This is a genomic window from Dactylosporangium maewongense (assembly GCF_039531485.1).
GTDB classification, from domain to species: Bacteria; Actinomycetota; Actinomycetes; order Mycobacteriales; family Micromonosporaceae; genus Dactylosporangium; species Dactylosporangium maewongense.
This window is the reverse complement of record NZ_BAAAQD010000001.1, coordinates 67,770-91,376: the sequence shown is the minus strand read 5'-3', so window position 1 is coordinate 91,376 and position 23,607 is coordinate 67,770. Positions and strand designations below refer to the sequence as shown.

At 73.3% G+C, this 23,607-nt stretch carries 20 protein-coding genes; 11 read left to right on the top strand and 9 right to left on the bottom strand.

The window, feature by feature from the left end:
• The first annotated feature begins 1 nt into the window (after position 1).
• Genes ABD332_RS00420 through ABD332_RS00380 form a run of 9 tightly spaced genes read left to right on the top strand, consistent with a single transcriptional unit; the run spans position 2 to position 10,857 of the window.
• Positions 2–1,351, top strand: coding sequence for an NAD(P)/FAD-dependent oxidoreductase (locus tag ABD332_RS00420; RefSeq protein ID WP_344498238.1), 1,350 nt, complete (start codon positions 2–4; stop codon positions 1,349–1,351).
• Entirely contained in the window at positions 1,341–3,053 is a 1,713-nt protein-coding gene (locus ABD332_RS00415; protein ID WP_344498236.1) for a class I tRNA ligase family protein, read from the top strand. Before ABD332_RS00420 ends, ABD332_RS00415 begins: the two co-directional genes overlap by 11 nt.
• Entirely contained in the window at positions 3,050–5,104 is a 2,055-nt protein-coding gene (locus ABD332_RS00410; protein ID WP_344498234.1) for an ATP-grasp domain-containing protein, read from the top strand. Before ABD332_RS00415 ends, ABD332_RS00410 begins: the two co-directional genes overlap by 4 nt.
• On the top strand, positions 5,101–5,796 hold the full coding sequence (locus ABD332_RS00405) for an HAD family hydrolase (protein WP_344498232.1): 696 nt from the start codon (positions 5,101–5,103) through the stop codon (positions 5,794–5,796). The genes ABD332_RS00410 and ABD332_RS00405 overlap by 4 nt, the downstream gene beginning before the upstream one ends.
• Entirely contained in the window at positions 5,793–6,959 is a 1,167-nt protein-coding gene (locus ABD332_RS00400) for an SDR family oxidoreductase (RefSeq protein ID WP_344498230.1), read from the top strand. Before ABD332_RS00405 ends, ABD332_RS00400 begins: the two co-directional genes overlap by 4 nt.
• A gap of 26 nt (positions 6,960–6,985) precedes the next feature.
• The gene (locus tag ABD332_RS00395) at positions 6,986–8,203 is read left to right on the top strand and encodes an ATP-grasp domain-containing protein (RefSeq protein ID WP_344498228.1); all 1,218 of its coding nucleotides are present in this window, start codon (positions 6,986–6,988) and stop codon (positions 8,201–8,203) included.
• 46 nt (positions 8,204–8,249) lie between these two features.
• Positions 8,250–9,503 (top strand): MFS transporter, encoded by a 1,254-nt coding sequence (locus ABD332_RS00390; protein WP_344498226.1) that lies wholly within the window; start codon positions 8,250–8,252, stop codon positions 9,501–9,503.
• Between the two features lie 39 nt (positions 9,504–9,542).
• Complete coding sequence (locus ABD332_RS00385; protein WP_344498224.1) at positions 9,543–10,298, top strand: class I SAM-dependent methyltransferase; 756 nt, start codon at positions 9,543–9,545, stop codon at positions 10,296–10,298.
• A 4-nt stretch (positions 10,299–10,302) separates the two neighbouring features.
• Entirely contained in the window at positions 10,303–10,857 is a 555-nt protein-coding gene (locus ABD332_RS00380; RefSeq protein WP_344498222.1) for a phosphoribosyltransferase family protein, read from the top strand.
• Here the strand turns inward: ABD332_RS00380 and ABD332_RS00375 are convergent.
• Together ABD332_RS00375 and ABD332_RS00370 are read right to left on the bottom strand one after the other, a co-directional pair.
• Positions 10,845–11,540, bottom strand: a complete 696-nt coding sequence (locus ABD332_RS00375; protein ID WP_344498220.1) for a nucleotidyltransferase domain-containing protein — start codon at positions 11,538–11,540, stop codon at positions 10,845–10,847. The two genes, ABD332_RS00380 and ABD332_RS00375, sit on opposite strands and share 13 nt — an antisense overlap.
• Positions 11,541–11,600: 60 nt before the next feature.
• Positions 11,601–12,785 carry a hypothetical protein gene (locus ABD332_RS00370; RefSeq protein ID WP_344498218.1) on the bottom strand — a complete coding sequence of 395 codons (1,185 nt, stop codon included), beginning with the start codon at positions 12,783–12,785 and terminating at the stop codon, positions 11,601–11,603.
• Positions 12,786–13,205: 420 nt separating this feature from the next.
• Here ABD332_RS00370 and ABD332_RS00365 point away from each other — a divergent pair, with 420 nt between their 5' ends.
• Positions 13,206–13,403, top strand: coding sequence for a hypothetical protein (locus tag ABD332_RS00365; protein WP_344498216.1), 198 nt, complete (start codon positions 13,206–13,208; stop codon positions 13,401–13,403).
• A gap of 63 nt (positions 13,404–13,466) precedes the next feature.
• On the opposite strand, the gene ABD332_RS00360 is transcribed toward ABD332_RS00365, so the two are convergent.
• Together ABD332_RS00360 and ABD332_RS00355 are read right to left on the bottom strand one after the other, a co-directional pair.
• On the bottom strand, positions 13,467–15,683 hold the full coding sequence (locus ABD332_RS00360) for a terpene synthase family protein (protein WP_344498214.1): 2,217 nt from the start codon (positions 15,681–15,683) through the stop codon (positions 13,467–13,469).
• Between the two features lie 7 nt (positions 15,684–15,690).
• A complete protein-coding gene (locus tag ABD332_RS00355; protein ID WP_344498212.1) occupies positions 15,691–16,341 on the bottom strand; it encodes a bestrophin-like domain in 651 nt (216 codons plus the stop codon).
• Here ABD332_RS00355 and ABD332_RS00350 point away from each other — a divergent pair.
• Positions 16,316–17,476, top strand: a complete 1,161-nt coding sequence (locus tag ABD332_RS00350) for a hypothetical protein (protein ID WP_344498210.1) — start codon at positions 16,316–16,318, stop codon at positions 17,474–17,476. The genes ABD332_RS00355 and ABD332_RS00350 overlap by 26 nt on opposite strands.
• Positions 17,477–17,546: 70 nt before the next feature.
• Here the strand turns inward: ABD332_RS00350 and ABD332_RS00345 are convergent, their stop codons facing one another.
• From ABD332_RS00345 to ABD332_RS00325, 5 genes are all read right to left on the bottom strand, one after another.
• Positions 17,547–18,476: a 4-hydroxy-3-methylbut-2-enyl diphosphate reductase gene (locus tag ABD332_RS00345; protein ID WP_344498208.1), complete on the bottom strand. Its 930-nt coding sequence runs from the start codon at positions 18,474–18,476 to the stop codon at positions 17,547–17,549.
• An 11-nt stretch (positions 18,477–18,487) separates the two neighbouring features.
• Positions 18,488–19,537, bottom strand: coding sequence for a family 2 encapsulin nanocompartment cargo protein polyprenyl transferase (locus ABD332_RS00340; protein ID WP_344498206.1), 1,050 nt, complete (start codon positions 19,535–19,537; stop codon positions 18,488–18,490).
• A gap of 4 nt (positions 19,538–19,541) precedes the next feature.
• Positions 19,542–20,942: a family 2B encapsulin nanocompartment shell protein gene (locus tag ABD332_RS00335; protein WP_344498204.1), complete on the bottom strand. Its 1,401-nt coding sequence runs from the start codon at positions 20,940–20,942 to the stop codon at positions 19,542–19,544.
• The gene (locus ABD332_RS00330) at positions 20,917–22,344 is read right to left on the bottom strand and encodes a family 2B encapsulin nanocompartment shell protein (protein WP_344498202.1); all 1,428 of its coding nucleotides are present in this window, start codon (positions 22,342–22,344) and stop codon (positions 20,917–20,919) included. The genes ABD332_RS00335 and ABD332_RS00330 overlap by 26 nt, the downstream gene beginning before the upstream one ends.
• Positions 22,345–22,616: 272 nt before the next feature.
• A complete protein-coding gene (locus ABD332_RS00325) occupies positions 22,617–22,997 on the bottom strand; it encodes a VOC family protein (RefSeq protein WP_425552096.1) in 381 nt (126 codons plus the stop codon).
• Positions 22,998–23,607: the final 610 nt, after the last annotated feature.

The following is a 23,607-nucleotide window of genomic DNA, read 5'->3' as shown; positions in this document are numbered from 1 at the left end:
GGTGCGCGGCCACCGGGACCTGGTGATCGTCGGCGCGGGCATGACGGGAGCGCTGGTGCTCGAGCGGTACCGGCGGATCCACCCTGACGCGTCCGTGCTGGTCCTCGACCGTTCGACGGCCGCGGCCGGGGCGACCGGCCGGTCGGCGGGTGTGTGCGTGCCGCTCGGCGGGGTGCCGGGCAGGACGCCGCTGGTCGGCCCGGGCCAGGCCTACTTCGCCGGCGCGGCCCGGTGGCGGGAGGCCGGGCTCGTGCGTCCGCTCGAGGTCTGGTTCGTGCTGCGCCGCCACAACGTGCCGGGCTTCCTCGACGCGTGGCAGGGCGGGCCGCTGCGACCGGTCGCCGCGCAGCGGGTCGCCACCGTCCGCGAGCGCGCCGGCGACCTGCGCGTCGACCCCGACGAGGCGGTGCTCGCCTCCTCCGGCGACTGCTACGCCGTGGACGCCGCCCGGCTCACACGTGCGCTGCTCGACCTCCATCTGAGCGGGCCGGGTTCGGCGCTGTGGGAAGGGAGCGAGGTGGTCGCCATCTCGCCTGAGCCGGGCGCGGTGCGGGTGGTCCTGGCGTCGGGGCACGCCGTGCGCGCCCGGGCCGTGGCCGTGGCAGCGGGCGGCTGGTGCCCGGAGTGGCCCGGCGCGGCACCGGCTCAGCCCGTGAAGCGCATCGCCGCCCTCACCGTGGACCACCCCGGCGACGGCCTGCCGATGCTCGACTTCATCGACGACGAGCTGTTCATCCTGCCCGGCGACGCGGGCCTGACGGTGAGCTTCCGGCGGGAGTCGTTCGCGGTCCCCGGCGCCCCGCTCGACCCGACGGTCACCGCCGCCGACCTCGACGAGGGCCGGCGCGCCCTCACCAGGCGCAGCCCGGCACTGGCCGCGGCGGTCGTGGGCGCCCACGTCGGCCACGACGCCTATCCGCACGGCGGCGCACCCGTGGTGACGGTCACCGCGGCGGGCCGGGTGGTCGACGCCCGCGGCATGGGCGGCTCGGGCGTCCGCCTCGGCCCAGCGGTCGCCGACCGGGTCGTCGCCGCCCTGACCGCCGCCTTCCCGCCACCTGCCGCTACACCGCCGCCGGCCACTACACCGCCGCCGGCCACTACACCGCCGCCGGCCGCTGCACCGCCGCCCGCCGTGCCAGCTGCGTCCGCGCCTGTCCCAGCGGCCATCCTGCCGACCGCCATCACGCCGGTAACGAGCAAGTCGGCCATGCCCACCACGCCGGCCATCACCGCGCAGTCATCCGTCCCCTCGACCGGCGCCGCGGCGGGGTCCGTTCTGCCGGCTCCGGTCGCGCCGGTCGCCACAGTCGTTCCGGGCAGCGTTGCGGGGGGTCGGGATGTTCGGTGAGCTGCGCCGCCAGTACGCGAGCCGGTCGCGGCACCTGGTGCTGGCCGGGTATCCGACGCCGAACGGGCCGCTGCACCTCGGGCACATCGCGGGGCCGTTCCTGCGTGGTGACGTGCTGCGACGATACCTGCGCTCACGCGGGCACGACGCGCTCGCGGTCGGCACGTCCGACTCGTGGGAGTCGAACATCCTCTTCACCGCGGCGAAGGAACGCCGCGACCCGATGGCCGTGGCCGGCGACTACCAGGGTCGTATCACCGCGGCACTGGCCGACTTCGGTGTCGTGCAGGACGACTACCTCGACGTGCACGCGGCGCCGCACCGTGCCGAGCACCGGCGCTACAGCGACGCGCTGGTCCATGCCCTGCACGCCGAGGGACGGCTGCGGTTGCGGGCGGAGCGGCTGTGGTTCGACGCCGCCGCCGGGCGCCCGCTCGTCGGCTGCTGGCTGAGCGGGAAGTGCCCGAAGTGCGCGGCGCCGGCCACCGGCAACTCGTGCGAGGAGTGCGGGACCTGGTTCGGCCCGACGGACCTGCGCGAGCCGGCGCCGCGAGCGGTGCCGGGCCTGAGGCCGGGCCAGGGGGCCGGTGCGCCGCCGGGCGGGACGCTCTCGGCCGTCACCGTCACCAGCGCGTTCGCCGCCCCGGCGGCCGGGATGCGGGCCGAGCGGTGCGCCGAGCGGATCGGCCAGGTCGACACGTACCTGCCGATCGTCGAGGAGTACCAGCGGTGGAACCCGGCGGGCATCCGGTTGACGTACCCGATCGGCTGGGGCGTGCCGTGGCCCCTCGCCGGCCCGGATCACGGGTCCGTGCACTACAGCTACGGCACCGGCCTCGTCGCGGCGAGCAAGGTGATCGGTGACTTCGCGGCCGACCGGCACGGGGTGCCGAATCCGATGTCGGCGGGCTCCGACGTGATCACGGTGGCCGCCGGCGGGCTGGACGCCGTCATGCCGTGGCTGGTGCTGCTCGGCCTGACGACCCGCGGGCTGGACTTCCGGCCGTTCGACTTCTTCCTGTTCAACCAGTTCCTGGACCTGCACGGGGCGAAGTTCTCCACGTCGCGGCGGCACACGATCTGGGTCGGCGACTACGTCGCGGCCGGGCTCGACGTCGACTGTGCCCGGCTGTACCTGGCGAGCCTCAGCCCGCTGACGAAGAGCCAGGACTTCCGCTGCGACACGTTCGCCCGGTTCGCCGCCGGGTGGGCGGAGCGGCTCGACCGGGTCGTGGCGGACCGCTCGGCCGCGCTGGTCGACGGCCCTCCGGCGACCCCCGCGGAGGCGCCGGGTGCCGTCGAGGCGCTCGCCGCCCAGGACCGTTGCCTGCGCCTGCCGGTCACCGACCCGGCCGCGGCGGTGGGCGTGCTCGGCGACTGGGTCGACCGGCTGGCGGCGTCCGGCGGCGACGCCGGTGGGCGACCGCACGACCCGGGCACCGCCTGGTCGCAGTTGTGGACGCTCGCGGTCCTCGCCGCGCCGCTGGCACCGGGCTGGGCGGGACGGCTCTGGGCCGCGCTCGGGCTCGCCGGCGACCCGGACGTCCACACCACGTCCGGCGAGGCGTGCTGGCGGCCGGGGCGGTACACCGGCCTGCGCCCGCCGGCCGAGGCCGCGGTGCGGTTCCTGATGGACAACCCCTCCCTGGGCGGCTACCCGGACGCCCCGACGCCATCCGATGCAAAGGCGGTCCCGCAGTGACATCCAGCGTGATGTTCGTCAATCTCAGGCCGTACCAGCTCGAAGCGAACGCGGTGCTGCTCGCGGCCCGGCGGGCCGGGCTGCGGGTGGCGCTGCTCGCCGACCGGATCCCGCGGGGCACGGTGATGTCGCTGGTCGACGACGTCGAGCTGGTGGACACGTTCGACGTGCCGGCGGCCCGGCGGGCGGCCGCGGCGCTCGTCCAGCGGGCGGCCGTGCGCGGCGTCGTGACCTGGTCGGACCGGGACGTGCGGCTGGTCGCGCGGATCGCGGAGGACCACGGCCTGCCCGGGTTGCGGGACAGCGCGGCCCGCCTGGTGCGGGACAAGCACGCCGGGCGGCAGGCCCTCGCGGGCCGGCCCGATCTCATTCCCGCGTTCCAGCTGGTCGACGGTGAGGCGAGCCTCGCCGGGGCCATCGCGCGCATCGGCTTCCCGGCGGTGCTCAAGCCGCTGACCGGATCCGGCAGCAAGGGCATCTTCGAGGTCGCCGACGAGGCCGGCGCCCGCCGGGCGTGGGACGTCCTGCGGCGGTACACCACCGGGTCGGGAGACCCGATGTTCGCCGGGACCGAGCACCGCTGGCTGTACGAGGAGTGCCTCGACGGCACCGAGCACAGCGTCGAAGGCCTCGTCCAGCGCGGGGAGGTCCGCCTCGTCGCGGTCACCGACAAGGTCACGACCGCGCCGCACCACATCGAGGTCGAGCACGTGCAGCCCAGCGCGCTGGGCCCGGCCGCGCTGGCCTCGGTCGGCGAGCTGACCCGGGCGGTCGTGGCCGCGTTCGGGATGGACGACTGCGCGTTCCACCTGGAGTGCAAGGTCGACGGCCGGGGCCGCGCCCGCCTCGTGGAGATCGCCGGGCGGGCGGGCGGCGGCATGATCGCCTCGCACCTGGTGCCGCTCGCCACCGGCGTGGACTACTGCGCCGACATCGTCCGCGTCGCGACGGGAAGCCCGATGGCACCCGCCGGCGCCCCTTCCGGCATTGTCGCCGGGGTCCGGTCCGCCTTCGCCCGGACCGCCGGTGAGATCGACGAGGTCACCGGATACGGCGCCGCGCTCGCCGTGCCCGGCGTCGTCCAGGTCGCGGTGCTGCTCGGCGCCGGCGACCGGGTGAAGCTCCCGCCCGAGGACTTCATGAGCCAGCGGGTCGCGACCGTCATCGCCCAGGCCGGCGACCGCGAGGAGCTGCGGGCCAACCTGGTCGCCGCCTGCGACCACCTGCGGGTGCGGCTGCGTGACCCGGGGCGGGACGAGACCCTCGAGGAGGTGGCCGCGGGCTGGGACCGGCTGCAACGCGTGCGGGCCATGGACGAGGCGCGGGCGGCCGTGCTCGGGCCGGGCTTCGTCGGGCAGCACAGCAACGTCACACCGCACTACGTGCGGGCCCTGGCGGAGCGCCTCGGGCTCGGGCCGGGCTCCCGCGTGCTCGACGCGGGCTGCGGCACCGGCGGGCTCAGCCTCGCACTTGCCGCGGCCACCGGCTGCGAGGTGGTCGGCGTCGACCTGAGCCCGGCGGCGGTCGAGGTGGCCACCGAGCGGGCCGCGGGGCACCCCGGCGGCCCACGGACCACGTTCGTCGTCGGGGACCTGGGCGAGCTGAGCGGGTTCTGCGACGAGTTCGACGCGGTGCTGGCGTTCGGCTCCGGGTACTGGTCGGCGCCCGAGACCGCGGTGCCGCGGTGGCGGCGGGTCCTCCGCGACTCCGGCAGCGCCGTGCTGCTGCTCACCCGGATCCTCGCCGACCGGTCCGACCGGGACCGCGAGGTGGACCTGCAGCCGGGCCTGTTCCTGCCGCACGCCGACTGGGAGGGCGTCCTGGAGAAGGCCGGTTTCACCGTCGCGACCGCCGACCGCACCGACATCGACGGCCTGTACTTCCGGGCGTACCTCGACCGGCTCCGCGAACGGGAGGCGGCGTTGCGCGCGGAGATGGGCGACGAGGACGGCGCCAACTACATCGGGATGTTCGAGCAGTTCCTCGCGTACCACGACGCGGACCTGCTGCGCCGGTGGGAGATCGTCGCGACCCTGCGGGACGCGGCATGACCGCCGCCGAGCTGCTCGTCCTCGACCTCGACGGGGTCCTCGTGGAGAGCCAGGACGCGGAGTCGCGGGCGCTGTGGGAGCTGGCGGGCCGGGCCGGGGCGGCGCTGACGCTCCAGGAGGCGGAGGTCGAGTTCCGGGGCAAGAAGATGGCCGACTGCGTCACCTTCGTCGAAGGCCTGATCGGCGCCCCCGTCGAGGACGGGTTCGTGGCCGCGGTACGGGCGCGCTGCGAGGAGCTGACCCGGGAGAGCATGCGCCCCGTCGACGGGGTCGCCGACGCGCTCGAACGCATCGACCTGCCGATGTGCGTCGCGTCGAGCAGCCCGGCGGCGATCATCGAGCAGCGGCTGCGCGCCACCGGGCTGTGGGCGCGGTTCGCCGGGCGGGCCTTCTCCGCGTACGAGGTGGGCAGCTGGAAACCGGACCCGGGCCTGTTCCTGTACACGGCCGCGGCGTTCGGGGTGGCGCCCGAGGCGTGCGTCGTGGTCGAGGACAGCCTCGTCGGTGTGCGGGCCGGGCTCGCCGCCGGCATGCGCACGCTCGGGTACGCGGACGGGCCGTACGCGGACCTGCTCGCCGCCGAAGGCGTGCCGACGTTCGACGACATGCGGCAGCTACCGCGCCTGGTGTCCACGCCCGCCGGAACAGGACCCACCGGGACAGGGCACGGCGGGACAGGAGGTGCCTGGTGACGGAGCCGATGCCCCGCCTGCTGATCGTCGGCGCCGGCGACCTCGCCGGTCAGGTCCTGTACCAGCTGGCCCGCGACCTCCGGCCGGTCGCCGTCACGCTCGGCGGCCGCCGTGACGCCGAGGTCCGCGGCAAGGTCAACCTCGCCCGGCTGGCCGCGCTGCAGGTCGGCCGGCAGCCCGTCGTCGACGGCCGCCGGGTGGACCTCGACGACGTCGACGCCACCGCCGAGACCATCGCCGCGCTGCGCCCCGACGTCATCTTCAACGCGGCGAGCCTGCAGTCGTGGTGGGTCATCGGCACCCTGCCGCCCGCGGCGTTCCAGCGCCTGTACCGGGCGAACTTCGGCCCCTGGCTGCCGATGCACCTGACGCCGGCGCTGCGGCTGATGACGGCCGTGCGCCGGTCCGGGGTCAGGCCCGTCGTGGTCAACGCCGCGTACCCCGACGCCGTCCACCCGGTCCTGCACACGGCCGGGCTGGCGCCCGACGCCGGCATCGGGAACGTGGCCAACAACGTGCCGGCGCTGCGGCTGATCGCCGCCGAGCGGCTCGGCGTGCCCGTGCGCGACGTCGGCGTGCGGTTCGTGGCGCACCACTACGTGAGCCATCACGTCTCCCGTACCGGCGACGCCGAACCAGACACGTTCCGGCTGCAGGTCACCGTCAAGGGTGCGGACCGCACCGCCGACGTCGACGTCGGCACGCTGTTCCTGCCGCTGACCAGCAGCCACCGCCGGCTCGGCGGGATGGCCGGGCAGCTGATGACGGCCGCGTCGGCGCTCAGCGTGCTGCGGCCGCTGCTGCACGGCGACGCCGCGCAGGCCCACGCGCCGGGGGTCGGCGGGCTGCCGGGCGGATATCCGGTGCGCATCGGCCACGGCGCGGTCGCCCTCGACCTGCCCGCGTCGGTCGGCCTCGGCGACGCCGTCGCGGTGAACGAGGCCGGGCAGCGCCGCGACGGCATCGACCGGATCCGCCCCGACGGCACGGTGGAGTTCACCGAGGAGTCGGCCGGGATCATGCGGGAGTCGCTCGGGTACGACTGCCGCACCATGCGGCTGGCGGACTGCGCCGACCACGCGCTGGAGCTGGGCGCCCGGTACCAGGAGTACGCGGCCCGCAGCGGCCAGGACCGGACGGCCGCCCCGACCGCGGTCGGCTGAAACCCTTCCCAGGCAAGGAGAAGACCATGTCCGCAGACGACCGCCGGCGGGTGCTGCTGATCGACCGGATCGGCTACAGCCACTACCGCCGCCACGACGGCTCGCCGTTCATGCCCGCCGACCGGTTCGCGGTGACGGTCCTGACCGACCGCGCCAAGGTCGGCGAGGTGTCCGGCGCCGAGATCGACGCGGTGATCGGCATCGACCTCGACGACGTGCCGCTCATGCTCAAGGCCGGGGAGATGGTGCACCGGCACCGCCCCCTGGACCTCGTCGTCGCCATCTCCGAGCGGCTGCTGCTGCCCGCCGCGCGGCTCCGCGACCGGCTCGGGATCCCCGGGCAGAGCGAGGAGCGCACCCTGCTGGTGCGCAACAAGCTGCGGATGAAGGAGCACCTGGGCGGGCTCGGCGTCAGGGTGCCGCGGCACGAGCCCTTCAGCCCCGAGGCGGTCGCCACGCTGCTCGAACGGCACGGCCGGGTGGTGCTCAAGCCGACGGAGGGGATGGCGTCGACCGGGGTGTTCGTCCTCGACCGGATCGAGCAGCTGCGGCCGGTGCTGGACGCCAACCCGGGCCTCGATCGGGCGAACTACGAGGTCGAGGAGTTCATCGATGGTAATCTCCACCACGTGGACAGCGTCGTGCGGGACGGCGAGCCCGTCGTCGCCACGGTGTCCAGGACGGTCGACCCGACCACCAGCTATCACGACGCGGCGCCCTGCCGGGACCACAACATCGGGCCCGGGCCGGACCGGGAGGCGCTGCTGGCGTTCAACGCCGCGGTGCTGAAGTGTTTCCCGTGGTTCAGCGGGGTCACCCACCACGAGATGTTCCTCGACCGCGCCGGCGAGGTGGTGTTCTGCGAGATCGCGGGCCGCCCGGGCGGCGGCGGCATCATCCCCGGCTTCCGGCACCAGACGGGCGTCGACCTCGACGAGGCCGCCGTCATGGCGCAGCTGGGCGACGCCCTGCCGGTCCCGGCGAAAGACCCTGCGACGGACCCGGTGCCGCTGATCGGTTACGTGATGGTCTACCAGCCCGGCGGCGTGCTGGAGGCGACCCCCGCGGCGCCGGACGTGCCGTGGCTGGTCGACCTGGCGTACCTGCGGCGCCCGGGCGACGTGCTGCCGGTGCCGACCCGGTGGAGCGACGCCGTCGCCGCCGTCACGGTGGAGGGCGCGACCGAGTCGGAGGTCCTCGACCGTCTCGACCACATGGTGCGGCACGTCCGGGGCACCGGCTGAAAAGCAGCAAAGACGAGCAGCGAAGACGAGCAGCGAAGGAGCTGTCATGGGCAAGGCTCGACCCGGCCGCGCGGACCGGCGGCTCAGCCGCCCCGCGTGGTGGTTCGTCGGCGGGTACGGGCTGTCGGCCGTCGGCACCGGGCTCTGCTACCCCTTCCTGGCGATCTACCTGCACCAGTTCCAGGGGCTGCCGGCGGGCGAGACGGCGGTGCTGCTGCTCGTGCTCGCCGGCGCCGCGGTGCCGATGTCCGTGTACGGCGGTGCGCTCGTCGACCGGCGCTCGCCCAGGGCGGTCGCCGTCGGCGCGCTGCTGGTGCAGACGGCGGGGTGGCTGCTGCTGGCGGCCGGGCGCGGCTACGCCGCCCAGCTGGCGGCGCTGCTCGTCATCGGCGTCGGCACCGGCCTGTTCCTGCCGGCCGTGGTCCCGATCATCGCCAGGCTCAGCGGCAGCGAGGAGGTCAAGGTCCGCACGATGTCGATGCGGTACCTGCTGCTCAACGTCGGCCTGGGCGTCGGCGGCGGGCTCGGCGGCCTGCTGCTGGGCGCCGCGACCGACGCCACCTACCGGTGGCTGTTCGCCGCCGACGGCGTCAGCTGCGCGCTGTACGCCGTGGTGATCGCCGTGTTCGTCCCGCTGCCGGAGGACGCCGACGCGGTCGGGTCCCAGCGCAAGACCCTGGCCCGGTTCCGGCCCGGGCGCAGTTACGTGCTGCTGCTGGTCGCGCAGCTGCTGCTGGTGACGTTCGGGATGGCGCAGCTGGAGAGCGGCGTGCCGCTCGCCGTGCGCACCGAGATGGGTGGCTCCACGACGCTGGTCGGCGCCCTGTACGCCGTCGGCACGTTCGTCGTGCTGGCCGGGCAGCTGCCGGTGTCCCGCTGGGTGGAGCGGGTGCACAAGACCCGTGCGCTGATCGCGATGAGCCTCGCGTGGGCCGGTGCGTGGCTGGTCGGCTACGCCGCGGGCGCCGTGAGCGGCGGGGCGAGGACCGCGCTGCTCGTCGTCATGATGGTCACGTTCGCGCTCGGCGAGTGCGCCTACAGCCCGGCGTTCTACACGCTCGTGGAGCGGCTGGCACCCCCCGGCACCCTGGGCCGGGCCACCGGCGCCGCGTGGGCGACGTTCCAGGTCGGCAACACGATCGGGCCGCCGGTCGCGGTGTACCTGCTCAGCACGCCCGTCCCGTTCTGGCTGGTGCTCGCGGTCGCGGCGACGGCCGCCGCGGGGCTGGTGTTCGCCGTGGACCGGCGGATGCACACGCCGGCGGAGCCGGAGCGGGCGCTGAGCACGGTCGCCGGGTAACGCTGGACATCGATCCGTCCGGTAACTAGCGTGATAGGTATGACTCCTTACGTCGCCGACCCCGGTGCGTGGCAGGAAAGCTGGGACCTGCAGCAGTCCGCGTTCATGCCGGACCGGGAGCACCGCATCGCCGCGATGATCGACGCCGTGGAAGCGGTCACCGAGGATCCGCCCCGGGTGCTGGACCTGGCCGGCGGCACGGGATCGATCGCGCTCCGGGTGCTGCGCCGCCTGCCCGGCGCCCAGGTCACCCTGCTCGACGTCGATCCCGTGCTGCTGTGCATCGCCCGGGCGTCACTGCGCGACCGGGCGCAGATCGTGACCGCCGACCTGCGCGACCCGGCCTGGACCGGCGCGCTGCCGCACGCCGGATACGACGCCGTGCTCGCCGCGACGGCCCTGCACTGGCTGCCGGCCGAGCGGCTGCGCGTGCTGTACGGCGAGATCCGGACCGTCCTGCGCCCGGGCGGCCTGCTCGTCAACGCCGACCACATGCCGGACCCGCAGCTGCCCGGCCTCACCAAGCAGCTGGTCGCCTCCGCCGACGCGCGGCGGGACGCCAGATACGCCGCCGGCGCCGCGCCGACCTGGTCCGCGTGGTGGGACCTCGCCGCCGCCAACCCGGTGCTCGGCCCGCTGGCGGCGGACCGGGCCGTCATCCACCCCAAGGGCGCGAGCGCGGAGTTCCTGCCGCCGGTCAGCTGGCACCTCGAGGCCCTGCGCGACGCCGGTTTCACCGAGTCGGGCACGCTGTGGCGCGGCGGACCTGACGCGGCGGTCGCTGCCGTACGGTAGCCGCGTGGTTGATCTCGTGGGCCGGCTGCAGGTCGGCTTCCACTGGCGGCGCGCGCCGTACTCGGATGTGGCCTGGGCGGACGTGACGGAGTGGTGGCGGGACCCGGTGGTGCTGCGGGACCTGCCCGCCGCCGTCGCGGGGCTCGTGCCCGGGTCGCCGACGCTCGTCGCCGGGCCCGTCTCGCGCGGCAGCCTGCTCGGCGCGCTCGTCGCGGCGCACCTCGGCGTCGGGCTCGTCGAGGTGCGCAAGAACGACCGGGCGGCGTCCGGCCCCGATCCGGGCTTCGTGCGCCGAGCGCTGCCCGGTTCGTACCATGGCGGCGGCGGTGTCATGAGCTTCCGCCGCGGCCTGGTCCGGCCGGGCGACCGGGTGCTCTGCGTGGACGACTGGGTGGAGAGCGGCACGCAGGCCGAGGCGACCCGGGACATGGTGCTCGAGGTCGGTGCGGATTTCGTCGGTACCGCCTGCGTCGTCGACGACATCGCCGATACCCCGGAGGGCGACGCGTTACGGACGGCGCTCGGCCTGCGCGCCCTGCTCCGCGCTCACGACCTCTGAGGCAGGAACGCGGCCCGGACGCGCAGCAGCCAGTCCTCGGCGACCCGCTCGTCCGGCGACGCCGGCAGCACGCCGGGCGTCGCGTCGAACTTCGCCTCGTAGTCGGCGAGCATCGTGCGCGCGGCGTCCACGTCACCACCCGCGACCCGCTCCCCGAAGTCGAGGAACCGCTGCGGCTCCTCCAGCCGGATGTGGATCACGCCGGTCGTGTACGCGGTGTACCCCTGCCAGCACAGCCGCAGCAGGTGCCGGGCGTGCTTCGCGGTCCGGTGCCGCGTCTCGGACGAGAACGACCCGTCGCCGCGCGACTCCAGCTTCCGGAACTGCTGCGTCGCGTAGCCGAGGTACGCGTCCCGGATCCGCTTCGACGACAGGAACGACGACCGGATCGCGATGAGCTCGTCCCCGAGCGGCGTGCGCGTCTCGTACAGCTCCTGCGGCAGCCACATGAGCTCCGACACCGTCGGGTTGCCGCCGAGCGCCAGGCCGCAGTACTTGCGGGCCTCGTGCAGCGTCACGTCAGGGTGCGTCGACACCACCGACTCGACCGGCTGGTGCAGCCCGTGAAACGCCACCGTCGGCGCCGCGAACACCCCGAGCCGGTCCACATCGGACCCCGGCCCCGCCAGCCCGTACGCGGTCGAGCCCACGATCCCCGCCAGCAGCACATTCTCCGGTGTCATGCCCCCCAGTGTCCCGGACGTGTCACCCGGGTTTCACCCCCGCCGCCCCGGTCCGCCCGGTCACCCGGAGCAGCGGGTGGTGGCGGGGTCGGTCAGCTGCATCAGCAGGCACAGCGCCCGGTCCGCGTCGACGTCGTCGGTCGCGTCCTCCGGGATGAGCGGCCCGAGCGCGACGAGGGCCAGCACGGCGACCACCCCGACCATCACGGAGACCCGGAACCAGGCCGGCACCGGCTCGACCCACTGCCGCAGCGCACCCGCCCGGCCGGGCGCCGCCGCACCGGACCGGTTCAGGTCGCGCAGCGGGGCGAGGCCGAGCACCCGCCAGAACTCCTCGTCGGCGACCTGCTCCGGCGGGTCGGGCAGCTCGCCCGGACCGGTGTCCAGCAGCCGCAGGTCCCGGTACGCCGGCGACCCGTCCGAGAGATAGTCGCGGACCGTCCAGAACTCCTCGTCGTCGCCGTCCTCGACGAACCCGGTCGCCATCCGCCGCGGCCGCGGCACGGTCGGCGCCTGCGCGGCCCGCTGCCCGGCCGCCTCCCACCCGGCGGGGGCCGGCGCCGACCCCGCCGCGGTCCACTGCCGCCGGGTGCCTTCGGAGCGCCACAGCCTGAGCCGCTCGGTCAGCGCGCCGATCTGCGCGGTGAGCTCCGCGACCTGCGCTCTGAGCAGGACGTTCTCGGCGAGCGCCTGGTCCCGCTCGACGGTGATCTGGGTGAGGGTCGACTGCGCGTGCTCGACCCGCCCGGCGAGCTTCACCACCTCGGAGACCAGCGGGACCTCCGACACCAGCGGCACCGCGTCGGCGACGTCGGCTTCCGCGACCGGTGCGGGCTCCTCGCCGTCCGGGGCGGCCCCGTGCACGGCCGTGTACAACCGGACCAGGTCCTGGTGCACCTGCCCGGGGTCGTCGAGGTCCGCCCGCAGCGCCCGCTCCACCCGCTGGCAGGTCTCCCAGGTCGGGCCGCCCTTCAGCAGTTGCTCCGACACCCGCCGGCTGATCCTGCGCCGCTCCTTGCCGGGGTCCAGCTTCTCCAACCGGCAGACCGTCTGCGCGAACCTGCTGAAGGTGTCCTGCTCGCCGTAACCCTTGATCAGCAGGTCACGGACGTAGCCGGCGAGCTCGACGACCCGGGGGTCCCGGTCCTTCTCGAACTGCTCCTTGGGCGACAGGTAATGCGTGCGCCGCCTGTCGACCGCCGGCAATGGATCACCGTCGACTCCGACGTCTTCCCGGTCGGCCATGCTGGGTCCCTCCGACGCTGTGCCATCGAGCCTGCACGCCGCCACTGGCGCACCGGGAAAGCATCGACAGATTGTTACCATCACGTGCAGCGACACGCGAATCCGTTGTCCTTCTTTTGACCGTCGTGTTGACCGTCCGGCCGTTTGAGCAGCTCAGCCCGTCGCCCGCCAAAGCCGCTGCAACCTGCGGCAAGACCGGACAAGTTGACTGGTGCGACGACCGCACGTTGTCCGGTCGCCTGTTGATCTCGCGCCGGACGTAATGATGCGCCGCGACGTTTTCAATCGTCGCTCAGCGTGTTTGCATCGACCGTGTGGCGGTGCGTTCGCGCACCGTTCACTGCGCTCCGCCCATGAATTGGCGCGACGGACCCCCGGCGCGCCACCAATTGCGCAATTGAAAGGAAGTGAACCCACCTCATGCCTGAGCAGATCCCGCTCCGGCGGGTCCGGACACTGCGGGGGATCACCTTGATCGCCCGGCAGGGATCGCTGATTCTCGACGGCGTCGGTCTCACCGCCGCGATGACAGCGCACGAGAGCGCCGCCCTGGTCGGCGGCGCTCTCGCGATCGGGCTCCGGCTCGCTGCTGACGGTTTGGACGGCCTCGGCAGCTGAGATCGAAGCTCTCCTGGTGGCAGGGCCGGATCGGATCCGACCCTGCCGCCGCTCAGCACGAACCTAGGCCGATCCTCCGGTGGTCGCAACGGGGCGCTGGAAGGAGAAGCCCTTCGGGGCGGTGGGGATGCGGATGGTGGTCGCCAGTGCCGGGGCCGGGTCCTCGGTGCGCAGGAGGGCGGACTCGGGATAGCGGTCGGTGGCCTCGTGCCAGGCGATGATGCCGGACATCCAGTTCTGCAGCTGGACGACGTAGGTGTCGATGCCGGCGCGGGCGGCCTCCGGGAGGCGGAGGTGCTCGTAGAGGGCGGGCAGCTCGACCGCGACGATCCGCTCGAACTGCTGCATGCGGGCCGTCATCAGGTCGCGGACGACGAGCGCGGCCTGGTCGCGGGAGATGTCGAGGAAGTTCTCGACGACGAGGACCATGTTGTGCAGCTCGCTCTCGAACTCGATCTCCTTCTGGTACGAGAACAGGTCGTTGACGAAGCAGGCGTAGTCGCTGGCGGCGGCCTCGAGGTTCTGGATCGGGCGGGTGCCGTAGACGTCCGGCGGGACCTGGCGGCCCTGGCGGAAGCGGGCCAGGCTCATCGTCAGGTCGGAGCCGAACGTGCGCCGGCGCATCTCGATGTAGTCGACGGGGTCGGGGATGCGCCGCTCGTGCTGGTTCTGCAGCTCCCACACCCAGCTGTCCAGCATGACGTCCACGGCCGCGCGGAACTCCTCCCGGTGCGCGGCGCCCATGGGGCCGGCGGTCCGGGGCCACAGGTCGGCGAGGCCCCGTTCGAGCGGGCTCACCGGTACCGACGCGGAAACCAGATCCAGAGGCATGAGGGACTTCAGTCGGGCCACCATCGCGCGGGCCCCGGTCAGGTCGCCGGTGGGGCCGTAGACCTGCGGGAACCAGTCGTCGCCGTAGGTGCCCCAGCTGAGCCACTGGGTGCCCAGCTCCAGCTCCGCCGCGGTGCCGTCGGGGTTGAGCGCGCCGGCGCAGACCGCGAAGTCGTAGCCGGCCAGCTTCCGCTCCGTCCACACCGACGGCGACGGACCCGGCCGCGGCACCGCATCGAAGAAGCCCATCGCGCGGGACCACTCGATGACGCCGCGACGGGCCGACTCCAGGTGACCGTTCTGCCGCGAGACGTAGGGCATGTACAGCTCGGGCACCGGCAGCGGGCCGGTGGTGCGGGCCGGGCGGACGTCGTGCTGACGGGCCCGCACGGACAGGCCCAGCCTCGCCGCGGACGTGCCGATCCCCATCGGCCCGCCGAGCGTGAACTGCCCCGTCGGCCGGACGTCGGCGTTCATGTACCGGCTGGAGCGCAGGTGCCACTCGTGCCCGCCCGCCTGCCAGTCCTGCAGCCCCTGGGCGTACTTGAGGACCCGCAGCCGCTCGACCGGGTCCAGGGCGTGCTCGGCGAAGAGCGGCTCCAGCTCGGTCACAACCGTGTGCTCGAACTGCTGCAGGCGCGACGTCAGGATGCTGTTGACGGCGTCGGCGGCCTCCTGCGGCGCGTAGCCGAGGAAGCGCTCCAGGACCAGCACGCAGTTGGCCAGCTCACCCTCCTGCTGCGTTTCGCGCTCGTACGAGAAGAGGTCGTTGCGCAGGTGCACCCCGTCGGCGAAGGTGTCCTTGAGGACCCGCAGCGGCCGGCTGTGCGCGACGCGCGCCGGGATCTCCGCGCCCGCGGCGAACTCGACGAGGTTCGCCGACCAGGGCGCGCCACCGACCTTGCGCCGCATCTCGATGTACTCGATGGGGTTGGAGACGCGGCCGGCGTTGATGTTCGCCAGCTCCCACAGCGACTCGTCGAGCAGGTTGCGGGTGCTGTGCACGAAACGCTCCCGCCAGTCGGCGGACATCGCCGGCACGGTGCGCTCCCACAGCTCCTTCAGCCCCTTCTCGACCGGGTTCGTGGGCTCGTCGACGACGGCGCCGTGCAGCGGCATGAACAGCCGCAGCCGCTCCAGGTAGGCCTCCGCCCCGCGCATGTCCTGGGTGCGCTTGAAGACGTCGAGGAAGTGGTCGTCGAAGAAGAACACCCACACGTACCAGTCGGTGACCAGGTCGAGCGCGGCCGCGGACGCCTCCGGGTGCGTGTAGGCGCACAGCAGCGCGTAGTCGTGGTCGTCCAGGTCGCGCTCGTCCCAGATGCCGGAGCCCTCCACCATGCCCATCTCGCGCGCCCACGCCTTGGTGTGCGTGCGGGCGCCCTCCAGGTTCGGGTTCAGGCGGGCCGGGTACGGCTGGTAGAAGTCGGGAAGCGTAAACGGGCTCACTGTTGTCCTATCGTGCTGTGCCGTCGTCGACGACATCGGTGAAAACGTCGACGGTGACGCTCTCGCCGCGCTGGAACGGGAACTCCAGCTCGTAGACCGCGAAGAGCATCAGCGCCGACATGGCGGCGAGCAGGGCGATGATCGTGAGGTACTCGCCGCTGCCCTTGACCCCGAACATCAGGGCGTTGGCGAGGGTGAGCACGTCGCCGACGATCAGGGCGAGCCACATGACCTTCGGCAGGCCCGCGTCGGCGGCGGCGAGGCGGGCGTCCCGGTTGAGGGTGAGGGCGCGCAGGTCGGCGCGGGCCTCGGACTGCCGGTTCGCGGCCGCGTCGGCACCGTCGGGCAGCGGCGCGTCGACGCACTTCCACAGCTTGGAGATCACGGCGCTGCCCGCCCTGCCGACCGGCTGCCCGCCCGCCATCGCCGGCCACTCCTGCTGCTCGACGATGTGGATGTACTCCCCGGTCAGCTCCCGCATCGCGGCGCCTTCGGCGGCGGGCAGCGTGTCGGCGTAGTGGTTGAGGTCGACGACGGCGCGGGCCTCGGCGCGGCTGCTGTCCTGCGCGCCGTCGCCCGCCTCCCAGACGCTCACGATCACGAACGTCATGAGGATGGCGTACAGGACACCGATGATCGCGAATGCGATGCCGGCCACGTCGTTGTTCTCCGGTGCGCCCGCGACTGCGCTGCCCGAGGGGCTCGTGTGGGTGTCGCGGGGGCCCGGCGACGCCGGTTCGACGCTGCACCGGGTCACCGCCGGCGGCACCGTGGCCCGCACGCCGCTCGGGTACGCGGTCAACGCCATCGGCTGCGCCGGCGACGGCACGCTCTTCGCCCTCGCCACGGCCCGCGCCGGGCGAAAGCTGCGCGCCGGTCCGCACGTGGTGCGCATCGGCGGCGACGGCCGCGTCACCGACCTGGGCGCGGTCCCCGGCACCCGGCGCGCGTCCGGATATCCGCTCGCCGACGCGTACGGCGGCACGGTCGTCGCCGCCGGCGGTGTCGTCCGGCTGCTGGTCGGGACGGCGTCCTCGGTGCGGCCCGTGCAGCTCTCGCCGGGCGCGCCCCGGCTGCTGCCGTCGCGTCCGCTGCCGTCGCTGCCGTACGCCGGTGACTGGGCGGTCGAGCCGTCCAGCGGTGACCTGCTCACGGTCGCGGCCCGCGGCGGCCGGGCGCAGCTCGTGCGGGTGGGCTCGCGGGTGTCGTTCACGCCGCTGCCGGCGGTGCTGCCGGGCCGGTCCGCGTACGGCGGCGTGGCCGTGCACCCGGACGGCACGCTGACCGCGCTGTTCAACCAGGCGTCCGGCCCGGGCGCGGGTCCGGGGACGGGGCACGCGCCGGGTGGCAGCGCCCTGTTCCGGATCCCGCTGTCGGACCCGTCGCGGGCGGTGAAGCTCGCGGACCTCGGCTCGGTCGCGTCGTCGGACGCCACGGCGTGCCCGGTCCAGCCTCCCCCGGCCGTCGCCGGCGAGCCTGATCCGGTGCTGCCGTCGCCCACGCCGACGCGCCGGCCGGTGCCCTCGCCTTCTCCCGCGGCAGCGGAGGTGCCGGCCCCGATGGTGACGATGGCGCCGCCGCGGCCCCAGGTGCGCAAGGCAACCCCCGCCCCGCCCTCCTCCGTGCCCCCGCCGCCCTCCACGCCGGCCCACCGGTCCAACGTGCGCCCCGCCGAGCCCGTCGCCGTCCCGGCCTCGGCGTCGTCACCGGTCGGCAAGCGGTTCATCCCCGTCGCCGCCGGGTTCATGATCGCCGCCGTGGCGATGACCCGCCTGTTCCGCCGCCGCCGCTGACCCCGCCTCTCGGCCGCTGTCCACCGCCGCGGGTCCTCGCCCGCGGCGGTGCGGGCCGCCGTCCGCCGGTTCATGAGCGGACCGTCGACGGGAGGGAGAACTGCAGCCGCTCCACGGCGACGCGGCGCTCCTCGACGGTCAGCGGGCCGAGGGCGCGCAGGGCGGCGATGACCTCGTCGACCAGGTGCGGCGGGGCCGAGGCGCCCGCGGACAGGCCGATGACGCGGGCTCCGGCCAGCCACGCCGGGTCGATCTCCGACGCGTCGTCGATGAGGTGGGCGGGTGTGCCGAGGCGGCGGGCCAGCTCGACCAGGCGCAGCGAGTTGGACGAGTTCGCGGAGCCGACGACCAGGACCAGGTCGGCGTCGCGGGCGACCGCCGCCACCGCCTCCTGCCGGTTGGTCGTGGCGTAGCAGATGTCGTCGGATCCGGGCCCCCGCAAGGCCGGGAACCGTGCCCGCAGCGCGTCGACCACCTCGCCGACCTCGTCCGCGGCGAGCGTGGTCTGCGTCAGGTACGACACCCGCGACGGATCCTCGACCCGCAGCCGCGCGACGTCGCCGGCGGACTCGACGAGGACCGTCCGCTCGGGGGCCTCGCCGAGGGTCCCGTCGACCTCCTCGTGGCCGGCGTGCCCGACGAGCACGACCGTGTCGCCCCGGGCGGCGAACCGGCGGGCCTCGGCGTGGACCTTGGTGACGAGCGGGCAGGTCGCGTCGACCACGCGCAGCGACCTGGCCTCAGCCTCGGCCCTGACCTGCGGGGCGACGCCGTGCGCGGAGAACACGACGGTCGCCCCGTCCGGCACCTCGTCGAGCTCCTCGACGAAGACGGCGCCCCGGGCTTCCAGATCGGCCACGACATGACGGTTGTGGACGATCTGCTTCCGCACGTACACCGGACGATCGGCAGCGTCGAGGACCCGCTCCACAACCTCGATCGCCCGCTCGACGCCCGCGCAGAAGGACCTCGGGGCGGCCAGCAGGACCGTCCGTCGCATCGCCGCCACCGTCACCGGTCCCGCCGCGTCGCGAACCGGGCGAGCTCGCACAGCTCCGCCTCGACGAGCGGGTCGGCCTCGGCGGCGGCGAGGGCGTCGAGGGCACGGACGAGGAGCTGGTCGGCCTGCGCCTGGCTCCACATCCGCGCCCCGGCCGCCTCCACGAGGGTCGCGGCCCGGCCGACCCGGGGCTCCGGCAGCGCGCCGGCGCCCGTGTAGAACGCCGCGAGCTCCAGGCCGGCCGGGGTGCCGGAGGTCAGGGCAGCGACCACCGGCAGGGACTTCTTACGGCTGCGGAGGTCCGAGTGGACCGGCTTCCCGGTCGTCGCCGGGTCGCCCCAGATGCCGAGCAGGTCGTCGGCGAACTGGAACGCCAGGCCAAGGTCCTCGCCGAACTGCGCCAGCCGCAGCACCTGCGCGGGCCGGCCGCCGCCGAGCAGGGCGCCGATCGCGCACGCCGAGCCCAGCAGCGCCCCGGTCTTCGCCTGCGCCATGGCCAGGCACGCCTCGACGTCGACGTCCGCGCGGCGCTCGAAGTCGAGGTCCGCGCTCTGGCCGTCGATGAGCCGCTGTACCGCGGCGCCGAGCATGCCGGTGGCCCTGGTCGCGGCCGGGTGCCCGCTCGCGAGCAGCGTGTCCATCGCGAGGGTGAGCAGCGCGTCGCCGGCAAGGATCGCGACGCTGGTGCCGAACACGCTCCACGCCGTCGGCCGGTGCCGGCGGGTGGCGTCGCCGTCCATGACGTCGTCGTGCAGGAGCGAGAAGTTGTGCACCAGCTCGACGGCGACGGCGCCCGTCACGGCCTGCCCGGCGCCGCCGACGGCGGCCGCGCTGAGCAGCACCAGCGCGGGCCGCAGCGCCTTGCCGGGGTCCGCGTCGACGGGCCGGCCGTGCTCGTCCCACCAGCCGAAGTGGTACCCCGCGACGTGCCGCATCGTCGCCGGCAACGTGTCGACGGCGGCGCGCAACGCCGGTATGACGGCGTCCCGGCTCTGCGCGAGGACCACGCCCGCGGATCTGGGCTGGATGGCGCTGGGACCGACGACGTGGGCGGCGACCATCCGGTCAGCCTCCGATCTCGACGTGTTCGAGGATGCCGAGCGCGTCCGGGACGAGCACGGCTGCGGAGTAGTACGTGCTGACGAGGTACGAGCTGACCGCGTGCTCGTCGATGCCCATGAACCGCACGTTGAGCCCCGGCTCGACCTCGTCGGGGATGCCCGTGCGGCGCAGCCCGATCACGCCCTGGTCGTCGGCGCCGGTCCGCAGGACCAGGATCGAGCTGGTCCCCCGGTCGCTGATCGGGATCTTGTCGCACGGCAGCAGCGGCACCCCCCGCCACGACTGGACCTGGCGGTTCTCGAGGGCGATCGTCGGCGGGTACAGGCCGCGGCTGTTGCACTGCCGGCCGAACGCGGCGATCGCCTTCGGGTGGGCGAGCAGCAGCCGCGACTTGCGCCGCCTGGAGAGCAGCTCGTCGAGGTCGTCGGGGGTCGGCGGGCCGGTGCGGGTGGCGATGCGCTGCTTCAGGTCGGCGTTGTGGAGCAGCCCGAAGTCGCGGTTGTTGATCAGCTCGTGCTCCTGCCGCTCGCGCAGCGCCTCGATCGTCAGCCGCAGCTGCTGCTCGAACTGGTTCATCGGCTGGTTGTAGAGGTCCGCGACGCGCGTATGGAGGCGCAGGATCGTCTGGGCGACACTGAGCTCGTACTCGCGCGGCGTGGTTTCGTAGTCGACGAAGGTGCCCGGCAGGACCGGCTCGCCCTCGTGCCCGGCCGCCAGGTCGATCGCCGCTTCGCCGTGCTTGTTCTGCTTTTTGCCCGCTTTTTGCTGATATTTCGTGACGTGCGCGCCGATCGTGTCGCTGAACCGGTCGATCTCCTGCCGGCGCAGCGCGAGCAGCGTCGTCGGGGTGCTGGTGCGGATCGTGAAGCCCCAGCTGTGGTGCGTGCCCTCGAAGACGCCGTCGCCGAAGAAGTCGCCGTCGGTGAGCACGCCGAGGAGGGTCTCGTCGCCGTACTCGCCGACGCCGAGCTGCCGGACCTTGCCCCTGACCAGCAGGTACACCCGGTCGGCGGGCTGCCCGGCGGTCACGACCGTCTCGTCGGGGCCGAGCTCCAGCTGCTCGAACCGCTCGGCCATCTGGTGCAGGACCGAGTCGTCCGGGAACTCGCGCAGCGCCGGCAGCTCCCGCAGCTCCTGCGGGATCACCTTCACGTCGGCGCCCTGGTTGGTGAACGTGACCCGACCGTCGCCGACGGTGTAGGTGAGCCTGCGGTTGACGCGGTACGTGCCGCCCTCGGCCTCGACCCACGGGAGCATCCGCAGCAGCCAGCGGGGCGAGACGCCCTGCATCTGCGGGACGGATTTGGTGGTGGTCGCAATGGTACGTGCGGCGCGGGTACCGAGGCTGCGCCGAACCTCTTCCTCGGTTTGCACGACGTCAGTTCTCCCGCCCGATTTCCACATTCTCGAGAATGCCGAGGGCGTCCGGCACCAACACCGCGGCGGAATAGTAGGCGCTCACCAGATACGAAATGATGGCCTGCTCGCTGATGCCCATGAAACGCACCGAAAGGCCGGGCTCGTACTCGTCGGGAATGCCGGTCTGGTGCAGGCCGATGACACCCTGCTGCTGCTCACCGACGCGCATCAACATGATGGACGTGGTGCGGGTGTCGCTGACCTCGATCTTATTGCTCGGGAAGATCGGCACGCCGCGCCACGCCGGGACCTGGTGCCCGCCGAAGTCGATGTTGCCGGGGTAGACGCCGCGGCGGCTGCACTCACGGCCGAACGCGGCGATCGCGCGCGGGTGGGCGAGGAAGAACGTCGGCTCCTTCCACACCAGCGACAGCAGCTCGTCCATGTCGTCCGGGGTCGGCGGGCCGGTGCGGGTGTAGATGCGCTGGTCGTACGCCGCGTTGTGGAGCAGGCCGAAGTCGCGGTTGTTGACCAGCTCGTGCTCCTGCCGCTCGCGCAGCGCCTCGATCGTCAGCCGCAGCTGCTGCTCGACCTGGTCCATCGGCTTGTTGTAGAGGTCCGCGACACGGGTGTGCACGCGCAGGACGGTCTGCGCGACGCTGAGCTCGTACTCCCGCGGCGACGCCTCGTAGTCGACGTACGTGCCGGGCAGGACCGGCTCGCCGTCATGCCCCGAGGCCATCTCGATGGCGGCCTCGCCGTGCTTGTTCTGCGGCTTCTGCGGCTGGTCCCGCATCCGGCGGATGTGCTCGCGCAGCGCGTCGGCCTGCCCGTTGAGCTGCTGCATCGCCTGCCACGACAGCGCGAGCACGGTGCAGCTGGTCAGCGCCTTGGCGGTGAACTCCCAGTTCGTCGCGCCGCCGGTGAGGACCTCGGCGCCGAAGTAGTCGCCGTCGGCCATGACCCCGAGGACGGTCTCGTCGCCGTACTCCCCCGCGCCGATCTTGTTGATCTTCCCGTGCGCGATGAGGAACACCCGGTCCGCCGGCTGCCCCTTGGTGACGATCACGTCCCCGGGCGCGAACTCCTGCTGCACGAACCGGTCCGCGAGGCTCCGCAGCGCGTTGACGTCCTCGAACCCGCGCAGCGCCGGCAGCTCGCCCAGCTCCTGCGGGATGACCTGCACCTGCGAGCCGGTGGACACGAACGTGACCCGCCCGTCGCCGACCGCGTAGCTGAGCCGGCGGTTGACCCGGTACGCGCCGCCGCCCGCCTGCACCCAGGGCAGCATCTTCAGCAGCCACCGCGAGGTGATCTCCTGCATCTGCGGCACCGACTTGGTGGTCGTCGCGAGGTTCCGCGCCGCACCGGTGCTCAGGCTCAGGCTGCGCTGCTCCTGCTCGTCATTGCCTTGCGCATTCGATCCGATGGATTCCAGCAGGGTCATTTGTTTGCTTCCAATCACGCATTCGGCGCCGATTGACACGGTTGAACCGCCACCCGACTACATTCGGCGGCGGCAACGTTCAGAAAGGGGATTGATCGCAAGCGGGTCCAGCAACTCCGCCATCCTTGCGAACGGTTCAAGTATGCCGCCGCACCTGGCCGAACGGGCGATAAACCAAAAATGGTCAGCCATTTTCCGACCAATACCGCTAGCGCCGCTCTTCTTTTCGTGCAGCGCTTTCCACCACCCGCAACTGTCGGGTCCCCGACAGTTCACCGACCGCTGACGAGCTCCACCTCAAACCCGTCCGCATCCTCGAGATACGCCGCGTAGTGTCCAGCCCCACCCGCATACGGATGCCGCTCGGGAAACATCAACACCCACCCGTGCGCCCCCGCTTCGGCGACGATCGCCTCCACCCGCTCCCGCCCGTCCACCCACAACGCCAGATGGTTCACCCCAGGCCGGCACCGCTCATGCTTTTCCCCCGTCAACCCCGGCGACTGCTCGAAGACGATGTACGTCCGCTCGAACCGCCAACTCCGCCCGACCGCCCACTCCTGGTACACCTCCCACCCAAGCTCTTCCAGCAACCACCCCCAACTCCGCACCGCCCGCCCGAGATCCGGCACCCAAACCTCAACGTGATGCAACACCGCACACCCCTCCCATCCTTCGAACACCGCTCCCCGCAACCAGCAGCCCCTCACCCCCACAGCACCCACCAGTCCACAACCTCCCACCGACCACCCCCACCGCCAGCCCCGCAACCTCTCCCACCGACCGACCCCACCGCCAGGCCCACAACCTCTTACCCACAGCACCCACAAGCCAGGTCCGCAGCCCTCCTCCCACATCGCCCATGCCAGACCCACAACCGCCACTCGGGCGCCGTGCCCTACGCGAGGTCGCCGAGCAGCGTGATCGACCCGTCAATCCCGCAGCATCCACGCCACGCCCCCAGCGTCTCCACCCGCGGCACTCCACGCCACCGCCCCAGCGCCCACCCGCGGCACCCATGCCACACTCGCAGCACCCCACCTGCAGAGCGCCCACCAGGCCCAAACCCTCCCAGCCGCACCCACGCCACCTCCGAGCACACGCCACGTCCGCAGGACCCCACGCCACCGCCCCAACGCCCACCCGCGGCACCCATGCCACACTCGCAGCACCCCACCTGCAGAGCGCCCACCAGGCCCAAACCCTCCCAGCCGCACCCACGCCACCTCCGAGCACACGCCACGTCCGCAGGACCCCACGCCA